Here is a 12,427-nt window from a genome sequence, read left to right on the forward strand (position 1 = left end):
ATGATTTATATATCCGCTGTTGGCATGGTCAACGCGCTGGGCAACTCGCCTGACGAGATTGCCGCGAACCTGACGGCAGGCGTGGCGCCGGGGATGCACGCCCGGACCGGCTGGCTGCAGGGTTTACCCGAAGCCGTACTGGGCGGCGTGGAAGGCGAGCTTCCGCCCATCCCGGACGCCTTCTCCGCACACCGCACCCGCAATAACCAGCTGCTGCTGGCCGCGCTGGCGCAGATTCAGCCCGCCGTTGACGAGGCTATCGCCCGCGTCGGCCGCGACCGGGTGGCCGTGGTGCTGGGGACCAGCACCTCTGGGCTGGATGAGGGCGATGAGCACGTGCGCCGCATGACCCATGGCGAAGCGAGCACGCGCTGGCAGTATCCGCAGCAGGAGCTTGGCGATCCGTCCCGCTTCCTCGCCAACTGGCTTCAGCTCGAAGGCCCGGCCTATACGATCTCGACGGCCTGCTCTTCCAGCGCGCGGGCGATGATCGGCGGCAAACGTCTTATTGAAGCCGGGCTGGTGGACATCGCCATCGTCGGCGGGGCCGATACCCTGAGCCGGATGCCCGTCAACGGCTTTAACAGCCTTGAATCCTTCTCCCCCACGCTCTGCGAGCCGTTTGGTCGCGACCGCCGGGGGATCACCATCGGTGAAGCCGCCGCGCTGATGGTATTGAGCCGGGAGCCCGCCGACGTGGCGCTGCTCGGAACGGGCGAATCCAGCGATGCGTACCATATTTCCGCTCCGCATCCGCAGGGCGAAGGGGCGATAAGGGCGATCGCGCAGGCGCTTAACGAAGCGGGTATGCAGCCGCAGGATATCGGCTACATCAACCTGCACGGCACGGCCACGCCGCTCAACGATCAGATTGAATCGCAGGTGGTGCACGATCTCTTCGGGGAAAGCGTGCCGTGCAGCTCAACCAAACACCTTACCGGCCATACGCTGGGCGCCGCCGGTATTACCGAAGCGGCCCTGAGCTGGCTGATTCTGACGCGCGATCTGCCGTTGCCGCCGCAGGACTTCGCCCGCTACGCGCCGGACGACACGCTGGCACCGTGCGGCCTGCTGCACCAGCGCGCCGCTCTGAAAAAACCGGTCATTTTGTCTAACTCGTTCGCGTTTGGCGGCAATAACGCCAGCATCCTGCTGGGGAGAGCCTCATGAGCTACTTATCACCCGAAGCCTATTTGCCGCACGAGGCGCCAATGATGCTGCTGGGGTCCGTTGAGAACGTTACGGACGACACGGCGGTCTGCCGCGTGGCCGTCAACGGGCAAAGCGTGCTGGCGCCGTTTCTCAATGCCGATGGCGACCTGCCGGGCTGGTTCGCGCTCGAGCTGATGGCGCAGACCGTCGGCGTCTGGTCGGGCTGGCATCGCCAGCAGCAGGGGCAGGAACATATCGCGCTGGGCATGGTGCTCGGCGCGCGCGAGCTGGTCTGCGCCAGCGGGCATTTCGCCGCAGGCCTGACGCTGGACATCACCGTTAAGCTGCTGATGCAGGACGAACGCTTCGGCAGCTTTGAATGCGCGATTTCCGCTAATGAAGAGACGCTGGCCACGGGCCGGGTCAACACCTTCCAGCCGAGCGCAGAAGAATTAACATCGCTTTTTAATCAGGGATCTAACGCATGAGTCGTTCCGTACTGGTCACAGGGGCCAGCAAAGGCATAGGGCGCGCCATTGCCCGCCAGCTCGCCGCCGACGGGTTTACCGTAGGCGTGCATTACCATCGTGATGCCGCAGGCGCGCAGGAGACGCTGGACGCCATCACGCAGGCGGGTGGCAACGGTCGTTTACTCGCCTTTGATGTGGGCAACCGCGAACAGTGCCGCGAGGTGCTGGAGCAGGAGATTGAAGCCCATGGCGCATGGTATGGCGTGGTCAGCAACGCCGGAATTACCCGCGACGGCGCCTTTCCGGCGCTGAGCGAAGACGACTGGGACAGCGTTATCCACACCAATCTCGACAGTTTTTATAACGTCATTCACCCCTGCATTATGCCGATGATTGGCACCCGTAAAGGGGGGCGCATTATCACCTTATCGTCCGTCTCCGGCGTGATGGGCAACCGCGGACAGGTGAACTACAGCGCGGCCAAAGCGGGCATTATCGGCGCCACCAAAGCGCTGGCGATTGAGCTGGCAAAACGCAAAATCACCGTCAACTGCATTGCCCCGGGCCTGATTGATACCGGCATGATTGAGATGGAAGAAGCCGCCCTGAAGGAAGCCATGTCCATCATCCCAATGAAACGTATGGGCCAGGCTGAAGAGGTCGCCGGGCTGGCAAGCTATCTGATGTCGGATATCGCGGGCTATGTTACCCGCCAGGTCATTTCCATTAACGGAGGAATGCTATGACGCGTCGCGTGGTGATTACGGGCATGGGCGGCGTGACCGCCTTTGGCGAAAACTGGCATTCCGTGTCCAGCAGGCTGCTGGCGTATGAAAACGCGGTGCGTAAAATGCCGGAATGGCAGGTGTATGATGGCCTGCATACCCTCCTGGGCGCGCCGATCGACGATTTCTCGCTGCCGGAACACTACACCCGCAAGCGTATTCGCGCCATGGGCCGGGTGTCGTTGATGTCGACCCGCGCCACCGAGCTGGCGCTGGAGCAGGCGGGGCTGATTGGCGAAGCGGTGCTCACCAACGGTCAAACCGGTATCGCCTACGGTTCTTCGACAGGCAGCACCGGTCCGGTCAGCGAATTCGCGACCATGCTCACCGAAAAGCACACCAATAACATCACCGGGACAACCTACGTCCAGATGATGCCGCACACTACGGCGGTGAATACCGGCCTGTTCTTTGGACTACGCGGCCGCGTCATCCCGACCTCAAGCGCCTGTACCTCCGGCAGCCAGGCGATTGGTTACGCTTGGGAGGCGATTCGCCACGGGTATCAGACCGTGATGGTCGCGGGGGGCGCGGAAGAGCTTTGTCCGTCTGAAGCGGCGGTATTTGATACGCTGTTCGCCACCAGCCAGCGCAATGACGCCCCTAAGCACACCCCGTCGCCATTTGATACGCAGCGCGATGGTCTGGTGATTGGAGAAGGCGCAGGCACCCTGATTCTGGAAGAGCTCGAGCACGCAAAAGCGCGCGGGGCCACGATCTACGGCGAAATCGTGGGCTTTGCCACTAACTGCGACGCGGCTCATATCACCCAGCCTCAGCGTGAAACCATGCAGATTTGCATGGAGCAGTCGCTGTCCATGGCGGGATTAAGCGGCCGGGATATGGGGTATATCTCCGCGCACGGTACCGCCACCGATCGCGGCGATATCGCCGAAAGCCTGGCCACCGCCGCTATCTATGGTGACAGCGTGCCGGTTTCCTCGCTGAAGAGCTATTTTGGCCATACGCTGGGTGCCTGCGGCGCGCTGGAAGCGTGGATGAGCCTGCAGATGATGCGTGAAGGCTGGTTTGCCCCGACGCTCAATTTAACGCAGCCGGATGAGCAATGCGGTGCTTTAGATTATATTATGGGAGAAGCCCGTCAGATTGACTGCGAGTATCTGCAGAGCAATAACTTCGCGTTTGGCGGCATCAACACCTCGATTATCATTAAACGCTGGGCGTAGCTATGTACCAGTTATTACTGGGAAAAATCTCCACTCTTTGCGCGGACCCGATGGCGTCAGCGCTCGCAGACAGGGCGCCTCAGGGTGCCCGACAGGCCTCCTGGCTGGCCGGGAGGACGCTGCTCGCCAGAACGTTATCCCCTCGCCCGCTCCCCGACATCATTTACGGCGAGCAGGGCAAACCGGCCTTTGCGAAGGGTCATCCGCTGTGGTTCAACCTGAGCCACAGCGGTGACGATATTGCCCTGCTGATGAGCGATGAAGGCGAAGTCGGCTGCGATATCGAAGTGATTCGCCCGAGGAAGAACTGGCAGGCGCTGGCTAATGCGGTGTTCAGCATGACGGAGCATGACGAGCTGGAGCATGAAGCGCCCGAGGAACGGCTTTCCGCGTTCTGGCGTATCTGGACGCGGAAAGAAGCGATTGTGAAACAGCGTGGCGGCAGCGCATGGCAGATTGTCAGCATCGACAGCACGGCGCAGACGCACGCGGTCAGTCAGCTACAGGTCGGCTCGCTGAGCCTTGCCGTCTGCACATCGACCCCTTATACCCTGACCCACGAGTCGATTATTCACGTTGGGACGTTCGGGGCAGAAAAATCACTAACACGCCCAGAATAATAAACCCGACGCCCGCCAGCCCGTGCCAGGAGAAGCGCTCCCCCCAGCCAGGCAGCAGGATCGCGGCGGCCCACACCAGAATATAGCTGAGGCTCAGCAGGGCATAGGCTTTGCTGAGCGCCATACGGTGTAGCGCAAGATACCAGCAGCCCATGGACGCCACATACCCCGTCAACCCCAGCAGCAGCGCGCCCGTGCCGGACGAGAAGTGCCACAGCGCGGAAACAAACACCAGGATCTCACTGACCGGTGGCAGTGCCTGCATGGCATTGCGCAGCAGCAGCTGCGCCGCGCTGACTAACAGCACGCTGCACATGGCCCAGAATGCACCCTTCACAGGCTCCCTCCCAGGATAACAATCCCAATGATGATGAACCCTACCCCCAGCCAGTGATGCGCAGCAACGTGCTCACGCCAGAACGCCTTCGCCGCCAGCGTCACCCAGACAAAATTGAGGCTCAGCATAGGATAGGCAATACCGACAGGCAGGCGTTGCAGCACCACCAGCCAGACCAGCATCCCGCTGCCCAGCGCCAGCAGTGCCAGGCCAAGCCACAGCGCGATGTGCGCCCCGCGCCGCCCGGCTTTCGCCGGACGGGTGGCCTGTTTCTGGCACAGCTGTCCCGCGCAGCTGAGCAGGCTTGCCAGTATCAGCCAGATCCAGGTCATCACTTCGGCAGATACTCCAGCAGGGCCAGACGCCCCTGAATATACAGGCTGTCCGGTTTCGGCAGATTTGCGCGCGCGATTTCATCGTGTTTTGACAGAAGAATCACCAGCGATACGCGCCCCTGCTGACGATGCTCCGCCAGCCACTGCGCGAAGTCATCTTTATCAACATAACGATCTTTCGCATCGGGATAATCCAGTCCGTAGCGCAGTTCGCCGCTTTGATCGAACATCGTGATGTCATTGCGCTTCAGCTCCCACGCCAGGCCCGCGGCCACGCCAACGTTATTGGCCAGCACGAATCGGCTTTCCTGAAGCGGCTCGCGCACGGTATCGACCAGCGACTGCGGCTGTTTGGAATCCACCACCAGGTTCGGAATGGCAAAACCAATCAGCAGCGCCAGCCCTGCAGGGCACAGTGCCGCCAGCCACCAGCGCTGCTGGCTCTGTCTGAACGTAAACCAGCCTACCGCGGCCCAGATGAGGAACGCCACCACCGCACAGAAGACTTTATACAGTTCAACCGACGTCCAGACCGGATGCTTCGACAGTCCCCACGGCGAGACCACCAGCGCCGCCACCACGCCGATAACGCCAAACGCCAGGTTAATCCCGCCGTTAATGCGTAACGCTCTGGCACCTTTTTCCGCCGCGAGGCAGGCATAGCGCGCCATCAGGATAGCCAGCGGGGCAAAGCAGGGCAGGATATAGGTCGGCAGCTTGCCTTTGGCGATGCTGAAGAACAGCAGCGGCATCACCACCCAACCTAGCAGATAGAACCCGCCACCCGCGTTTTGTCGGTCATTCCAGCCAAGACGAATCGCGCCGGGCAAAAGTGCCAGCCACGGCAGGCTGCCCGCAATCAGGAACGGTATGTAGTACCAGAACGGGGCTTTATGCTGCGCGTCGCTCTGGGCAAAACGCTGAATATGTTCAACCCAAAAGAAGTAACGCCAGAAGTCAGGCTCACGCTGCGCAATGGCCAGCCCCCACGGCAGAACAATCAGCACGCAGCTCAGGATCGCGAGCCAGCCAAAAATCAGCACCTCTTTCCAGCGCTTCCGGGCAATGACCCACGGCAGCACGCCAATCACCGGAACGGCCAGCGCCAGGAAGCCTTTGGTCATCACCCCCATCCCGCAGGCCAGCCCAAGCAGCACATAGCCACCCGCTTTTCCGGAAACGGTTTGGGCCTGCGACGCCAGCCAGAAGCTGCACATCGCCGCCACCAGCCACAGGGTGATGATAGGATCCAGCACCGCATACGTGCCGATGCCATACACCAGGAACAGGGTCAGGAAGATAAGACCGGAGAAAATAGCGGTCCGCTTATCTCGCCAGAGACGCCATGCCATCCAGATGACCAGCAGCGCGGCTAAGCCGGTAGAGAAGATAGACCCGGCGCGCACGGCGAGGTTCGTGTGCCCGAACAGCAACTGCCCGATGCTGTTGATCCAGTAGCCAGCAATCGGTTTTTCAAAGTAACGCAGCCCCAGAAAATGCGGGACTACCCAGTCTCCGGATGCCAGCATTTCGCGGCTGATTTCCGCATAGCGCGTTTCATCAGGCTGCCAGAGCAGGCGGACATCGACCGGAATGAGGTAGTAAACGATAAACAGTGCGAAAAGCGCTAAGCCATAACGGGCTGTTTTCATGGGACCGGACTCACGGTTTGTTGATAGCCAAGCCAGCCTTCCCGGCCAGCCATTTCATTACGGACGACTTTACCCACGGGCAGGGTGCTGAGGTCGTCCGGCAGCAGCTCGCTCAACGGGCAAAATTCAATGCCCTCCTGAGCGGCCATCGTCAGCAGTTCGTCGAAATCATGCTGATACGCAATCCCTTCCACTTCGGCATGGATGGTATACACCGGCGTGCCGGCGTCACGATGGATGCGGTCCAGAATGTAGCGATTGAACTCATCCGCCTTCACCTCGCGCCCGACCACTTCATCCCAGGTGGGAAGCGTGACCGGAATTTGCACCGTTCCGTAGCGATTTTCGCCTAACAGCGGCAAAAAAGGTCCGGTTCCGCGGCAGTCGCTGTTGTAGCGAAACGCAAAGGCTTCTTTGGCCTTCACGACGCGCTGATCCGCACGCCATCCAGCCACGGCGGAGCAGCGCACGGGCTGACCGGTAATGGCCTCCAGCTCCAGCATCCCACGCTCGACCTCACGGGACAGGCGCGGGATATCCCAGACGCCCGCCCAGGCTTGCCAGGCATGGTGGTCCCAGGCGTGCAGACCCACCTCATGATGCTGCGCCGCCTCGCGGATAACGGCTTCATTACCCGCGCCGATACGTCTGCCGGGCCAGGCGGTGCCGGCCAGCAAAATATCCCAGCCGTAGAGGGATGCTGCGCGCGAGCGCAGCATTTTGAACAGAAATGCCGGTTTAATCAGACGCCATAAATGGCGCCCCATGTTGTCAGGCCCCACGCTGAAGAAAATGCTGGAACGCACATCGTGTTTGTTCAGCAGTTCCAGCAGTTTGGGTACGCCGTCACGCGTTCCCCTGAAGGTGTCGACATCAATGCGTAAACCGACTTTTTTCATGAGGCCTGTTCCGAAAGCTCCACGGTGCGCAGGAAGAAATCGAGCGTTTCGTCAATGGTCTGCTCCATCTTCACCGTCGGCGTCCAGTTGAGGCAGCGCTTCGCGTTGCGAATGCTTGGCTTACGGTGCTCAACGTCCTGGTAGCCCTTACCATAGTAGCTGCTGCTTTCCACTTCGCGGAAGCCGGCAAACGGCGGGAACTTGTCGCGCAGCGGATGGCGCTCAAAGCTGGCCAGCAGCATCTCTGCCAGCTCGCGAATGCTCGCTTCGTTGTCCGGGTTACCGATATTGATGATTTCACCGTTGCAGCGGTTATCTTTGTTTTCGATGATGCGGAACAGCGCTTCGATACCGTCGCTGATGTCCGTAAAGCAGCGTTTCTGTTTCCCGCCTTCGATAAGCTTAATTGGCGAGCCTTCTACCAGGTTCAGGATCAGCTGGGTGATCGCACGGGAGCTGCCGATACGCGCCGCGTTGAGGTTATCCAGACGCGGGCCCATCCAGTTGAACGGACGGAACAGGGTAAAGCGCAGGCCTTCTTTCTCACCGTAGGCCCAAATCACGCGGTCCAGCAACTGTTTGGAGACGGAGTAAATCCAGCGCTGTTTGTTGATCGGCCCGACCACCAGGTTGGAGGTGTCTTCATCGAAGTTCTTATCGGTACACATGCCGTACACTTCAGACGTGGACGGGAAGATGATGCGCTTGTCGTATTTCACGCAGTCGCGGATGATCTTCAGGTTCTCTTCGAAGTCCAGCTCGAACACGCGCAGCGGGTTACGGGTGTACTCGATTGGCGTGGCAATGGCGACCAGCGGCAGCACCACGTCGCATTTTTTAATGTGGTATTCAATCCACTCGGAATGGATGCTGATGTCCCCTTCCACGAAGTGGAAACGCGGGTTGTCGAGGAAACGGCTGATGGCATCCGCGCCGATATCCAGACCGTAAATCTCGTAGTTGTCGTCTTTAAGCAGACGTTCGGTCAGGTGGTTACCGATAAAGCCGTTCACGCCGAGGATCAGCACGCGGGTACGGCGCTTGATGGCAACCACCGGCGCGCTAGTAATCAGCGCCCCGGCCACCAGACCCAGAGACTGCGCCAGCTGCGTGCCCTGAACGTACAGGCCGTTGTCGGTTTGTCCGGTGACGATCTCCAGCGCCTGCTCGCCGCAGCTCACAATCAGCGGAGAGACAGAGACGACGGTGCCCGGTTTGGCAGCCGGAATATCGTCACGCACGCGGGATTTCCAGACGATAAATTTGCTTACGCCAGCAAAGCTGTACGCGCCCGGCCACGGGTCGGTCACAGCGCGCACCAGGTTGTGCAGCTGGCGGGCAGGCTTATTCCAGTCCAGACGACCATCTTCCGGCGCGCGGCGGCCAAAGCAGCTTGCCTTGCTCTCATCCTGCGCGGTCTCGCTGAAGGTGCCGTTGAGGATGCCTGGAAGTGCATCACGCAGCAGCGTCTGCGCCGTCGCATTCAGCTTTTGATGCAGCTGCAGCGCCGTTTCGTCCGCATCAATAGCGACCTTCTGCTGTGCCACGATAGCGCCCGCGTCCGCACGGCGCACCATGCGGTGCAGCGTTACGCCCGTTTCCGTTTCACCGTTCACCAGCACCCAGTTCAGCGGCGCGCGGCCGCGGTAGGCGGGCAGCAGAGAACCATGAAGATTAAAGGCGCCTTTTGCGGCCAGACCTAAGATCTCGTCGGAAAGCAGGCTGCGATAGTAGAACGAGAAGATTACGTCAGGCGCGAGCGCGCGGATGCGCTCCACCCACAGCGGGTGGTTGACGTCGTCCGGAGCATAAACCGGGATCCCGCGCTCGGCGGCGATACGCGCCACGGAGCCAAAAAAGTTATTCTCTCCGGCCGTGTCCGGATGGGTAAAGATTGCCGCAATGTCATAGCCCGCTTCCAGCAGGGCCAGCGTGCCCGTGCACCCCATATCGTGATAGGCAAATACAACAGCTTTCATGGGTGAATTTCCTCTTGAGATGCTTTGTGTTCCTGACGGACAACACGTTGAATAAAGTAGCGCGGACGCGCGCGAACATCGTTATAGATACGGCCAATGTATTCACCGAGAAGGCCCATCCCGACAAACTGGGCGCCGATGAACATAAACAGCAAGGCAAAGAGCATGAAGACCCCTTCCGCCGCCCACTGCGGGCCAAAGACCAGTCGCAGCACCACCAGCAGAACGGACAGCGCAAAACCGGCCACGGCGATGATGCTGCCGAACACGCTCAGCAGACGCAGCGGCGTGGTGGTCAGGCAGGTGATGAGGTCATACATCAGGTTGATGAGACGCATAAAGCTGTACTTCGATTCCCCGTGCTCGCGCTCGGCGTGCAGAACCGGAATTTCCGTTGCCTTGCGGGCAAAGGTGTTGGCGAGGATCGGAATAAAGGTGCTGCGCTCATGGCAGTGCAGCATCGCGTCGACAATGTGGCGGCGGTAGGCGCGCAGCATGCAGCCGTAATCGCCCATCGCTTTACCGGTCGTGCGCTGGATAAGGCGGTTGATGGTGCGTGAGGCCAGCTTGCGGAACAGACTGTCCTGACGGTTCTGACGTACCGTGCCGACCACGTCATAGCCTTCATCGGCTTTGGCGACCAGACGCGGGATCTCTTCCGGCGGGTTTTGCAGGTCAGCGTCCAGGGTGATGATCAGATCGCCCGTGACGTGGCTAAACCCCGCCATAATCGCCGAGTGCTGGCCGTAGTTGCGGTTGAGCAGCACGGCAACAATATGGCTGCCTTCGGCCTGCGCGGCCTCGGTCAGCATCAGCGCGGAATGATCGCTACTGCCATCATCTACCAGCAGAATTTCATAAGCCTTGCCCATCGTATCGCAGGCGGCGGTTGTACGGCGGATCAGTTCGGGCAGGCTCTCCTGCTCGTTATAAACCGGGATTACCACGGAAACTTTTTGTACAGGCGGTGCACTGAACATATCAATGTCCTGTAAGCTGATGGAGTGCGGTAATGACGCGGGTTGTGTCGTCATGAGTCATATCCGGGAAAAGAGGGAGCGAACAAATACGCGCGCTATTCCATTCAGAATTCGGGAGCGATACATCAGGAAAACGCTCGCGGTAGTATTTTTGGGTGTGCGCCGCGCGGAAGTGGAGGCCGGTACCGATGCCTTTCTCTTTCAGCGCCGCCATCAGGTTGTCGCGTGAGATCCCGCAGCGCGTTTCGTCAACGCGAATAATAAACAGGTGCCAGGCGTGCACGTGCGGCCATGACGGAATGGTGAGCGGCTGGAACGGCGTATCGGCAAGCTCACGCAGGTAGCGTTCAGCAATTTCCTGGCGGCGTCTGTTGGCCTCTTTCAGTTTGCCTAACTGCACCAGCGCCAGCGCGGCGTTGATGTCCGCCAGATTGTATTTATAGCCCGGCGCGATCACTTCCGCCTGCGGCGCGCGGCCGTGCGTCTGGCGGTCATAGGCATCTACGCCCAGGCCATGGAATTTCAGGCTGCGGATCCGCTGTGCCAGCTGGGCATTATCCGTGACGACTAAGCCGCCTTCCGCGCAGGTCATATTTTTAATGGCGTGGAAGGAAAAAATCGCCGTTCCTTTCCAGCCCACATGACGGTTCTTGTAGTACGTTCCGGCGGCATGGGCCGCATCTTCAATAACCGGAATACCGTGACGTTCGCCGATGGTATGAATGGCGTCGATTTCACACGGCGCGCCGGCATAATGAACGGGGATAATGGCTTTGGTACGCGGGGTAATGGCGGCTTCAACGGCTTCTGGCGTCACCATTAATGTATCTTTGTCCACATCAATCATGACCGGCGTGGCACCCAGCAACACGATCATATTCAGCGTGGAGACCCAGGTCTGGGAAGGGGTAATGACTTCATCGCCCGGGCCAATATCCAGCGCCATCAGCGTGACGTGCATACCCGCGGTGGCTGAACAGACGGCAATCGCATGCTGATTCCCGGTAAGCTGACAGAATGCCTCTTCAAGTTCCTGATTCTTTGGCCCGGTGGTGATCCAGCCCGACATCAAAACGTCCTGAAGCGCCGCAATTTCCTCAGCGCCCATCGACGGCCGCGAAAAAGGCAGAAAATCACTCATTATTAATTTCCTTGCAATAAAAATGGCATGTTTTTGATATTAACCAAATGCCAGCCCGTTTATTTCAACGAACCATAAACTTATATCAAAGTAGCTCTCTTTCCTTAGGGAAAAATTAAGACAAGGTATGCAACGTTATAAAACAACTAGCAGCTGCTTGAAAAACAACAAGTTAAATTACGTTTAATTATTTTTAATGTGATCTTCTGCAACATTCTGAAATGAATTGTTTTAAACCAATCCTCAACAAACAAAAAAAATCCCAGCTATTTCATAATAATATGAAATAGCCGGGAACTTTTCTTTTTAGTTAATTGTCGCGCTTATTACAGGTTATCTGGAAAGTTTTTCGGTAATTCACTGGCTGCGCAGGCAATAACGCTTTCATTATTTGCACCGCAGTCGCGTACAAAGGTGATTGTGGCAAATTCATCAATCACTTCGGTTGGATACGCCGGGCCCGCATCGCGATAGCTGTTCATCAGCGGAATATGATCGTTCTGGAAGCAGACGGTTTTTTCCGGGTTGTTCATGACCCAGCGCGGGAAGAAGATGGTGCCATGGAACAGTTTGTCGCCCAGGTTCACAATCAGGCTGACGTCGGTGCCGGTTGGCTCGGTCCAGGAAATTTTATAGATGCTCTCCCCTACCCGCACGATGTAAGCCTGCTGATCTTTCACCCAACGGTTGGCTACCAGACCGCTGTGAATACGGTAATCAAGCGTGGTCTCATTTTTGACGTAAATCTCGTAGTTCCAGCCGTTATCGTAGGTATATACAAGATGTTTACCAACAAAGCCGCTCAAGTCGTGTTTGTCGAAGGTGTTCATAAAATGTCTCCTTTGTTTTGATGAGAAGATTGTACCCCTTCAAAAAATGAATAAATAACG

At 58.6% G+C, this 12,427-nt stretch carries 13 protein-coding genes; 5 read left to right on the forward strand and 8 right to left on the reverse strand.

Features of this window, described 5'->3' with window-relative positions:
* Genes ACOTZC_RS19830 through acpT form a run of 5 tightly spaced genes read left to right on the forward strand, consistent with a single transcriptional unit; the run spans position 1 to position 4,214 of the window.
* A complete protein-coding gene (locus tag ACOTZC_RS19830) occupies positions 1–1,170 on the forward strand; it encodes a beta-ketoacyl-[acyl-carrier-protein] synthase family protein (protein ID WP_023309530.1) in 1,170 nt (389 codons plus the stop codon).
* The gene (locus tag ACOTZC_RS19835) at positions 1,167–1,640 is read left to right on the forward strand and encodes a 3-hydroxy-fatty acyl-ACP dehydratase (protein ID WP_126304203.1); all 474 of its coding nucleotides are present in this window, start codon (positions 1,167–1,169) and stop codon (positions 1,638–1,640) included. Before ACOTZC_RS19830 ends, ACOTZC_RS19835 begins: the two co-directional genes overlap by 4 nt.
* The gene (locus ACOTZC_RS19840) at positions 1,637–2,368 is read left to right on the forward strand and encodes a 3-ketoacyl-ACP reductase FabG2 (protein WP_032662188.1); all 732 of its coding nucleotides are present in this window, start codon (positions 1,637–1,639) and stop codon (positions 2,366–2,368) included. Before ACOTZC_RS19835 ends, ACOTZC_RS19840 begins: the two co-directional genes overlap by 4 nt.
* A complete protein-coding gene (locus ACOTZC_RS19845) occupies positions 2,365–3,594 on the forward strand; it encodes a beta-ketoacyl-ACP synthase (RefSeq protein ID WP_126304201.1) in 1,230 nt (409 codons plus the stop codon). The genes ACOTZC_RS19840 and ACOTZC_RS19845 overlap by 4 nt, the downstream gene beginning before the upstream one ends.
* A gap of 2 nt (positions 3,595–3,596) precedes the next feature.
* Positions 3,597–4,214 (forward strand): 4'-phosphopantetheinyl transferase AcpT, encoded by a 618-nt coding sequence (gene acpT / locus ACOTZC_RS19850; protein ID WP_126304199.1) that lies wholly within the window; start codon positions 3,597–3,599, stop codon positions 4,212–4,214.
* Here acpT and arnF read toward each other — a convergent pair.
* The 8 genes from arnF to ACOTZC_RS19890 all read right to left on the reverse strand — a co-directional run bounded on the left by arnF (position 4,162) and on the right by ACOTZC_RS19890 (position 12,367).
* The gene (gene arnF, locus ACOTZC_RS19855) at positions 4,162–4,551 is read right to left on the reverse strand and encodes a 4-amino-4-deoxy-L-arabinose-phosphoundecaprenol flippase subunit ArnF (protein ID WP_126304197.1); all 390 of its coding nucleotides are present in this window, start codon (positions 4,549–4,551) and stop codon (positions 4,162–4,164) included. The genes acpT and arnF overlap by 53 nt on opposite strands.
* Positions 4,548–4,883, reverse strand: a complete 336-nt coding sequence (gene arnE, locus ACOTZC_RS19860; RefSeq protein WP_039263049.1) for a 4-amino-4-deoxy-L-arabinose-phosphoundecaprenol flippase subunit ArnE — start codon at positions 4,881–4,883, stop codon at positions 4,548–4,550. Before arnE ends, arnF begins: the two co-directional genes overlap by 4 nt.
* Positions 4,883–6,538: a lipid IV(A) 4-amino-4-deoxy-L-arabinosyltransferase gene (arnT, locus tag ACOTZC_RS19865; RefSeq protein ID WP_045403309.1), complete on the reverse strand. Its 1,656-nt coding sequence runs from the start codon at positions 6,536–6,538 to the stop codon at positions 4,883–4,885. Before arnT ends, arnE begins: the two co-directional genes overlap by 1 nt.
* A complete protein-coding gene (gene arnD / locus ACOTZC_RS19870) occupies positions 6,535–7,437 on the reverse strand; it encodes a 4-deoxy-4-formamido-L-arabinose-phosphoundecaprenol deformylase (RefSeq protein ID WP_023309538.1) in 903 nt (300 codons plus the stop codon). The genes arnT and arnD overlap by 4 nt, the downstream gene beginning before the upstream one ends.
* Positions 7,434–9,416 carry a bifunctional UDP-4-amino-4-deoxy-L-arabinose formyltransferase/UDP-glucuronic acid oxidase ArnA gene (arnA, locus tag ACOTZC_RS19875; protein WP_063931064.1) on the reverse strand — a complete coding sequence of 661 codons (1,983 nt, stop codon included), beginning with the start codon at positions 9,414–9,416 and terminating at the stop codon, positions 7,434–7,436. Before arnA ends, arnD begins: the two co-directional genes overlap by 4 nt.
* Positions 9,413–10,396: an undecaprenyl-phosphate 4-deoxy-4-formamido-L-arabinose transferase gene (gene arnC, locus ACOTZC_RS19880; protein ID WP_421635972.1), complete on the reverse strand. Its 984-nt coding sequence runs from the start codon at positions 10,394–10,396 to the stop codon at positions 9,413–9,415. Before arnC ends, arnA begins: the two co-directional genes overlap by 4 nt.
* Position 10,397: 1 nt before the next feature.
* On the reverse strand, positions 10,398–11,537 hold the full coding sequence (gene arnB / locus ACOTZC_RS19885; RefSeq protein WP_421635964.1) for a UDP-4-amino-4-deoxy-L-arabinose aminotransferase: 1,140 nt from the start codon (positions 11,535–11,537) through the stop codon (positions 10,398–10,400).
* 326 nt (positions 11,538–11,863) lie between these two features.
* Positions 11,864–12,367, reverse strand: a complete 504-nt coding sequence (locus ACOTZC_RS19890; RefSeq protein ID WP_008503103.1) for a phenolic acid decarboxylase — start codon at positions 12,365–12,367, stop codon at positions 11,864–11,866.
* Positions 12,368–12,427: the final 60 nt, after the last annotated feature.

The sequence above is a fragment of the Enterobacter cloacae complex sp. SHL009 genome, from assembly GCF_049237205.1.
In the GTDB taxonomy this organism is placed as follows: domain Bacteria; phylum Pseudomonadota; class Gammaproteobacteria; order Enterobacterales; family Enterobacteriaceae; genus Enterobacter; species Enterobacter cloacae_M.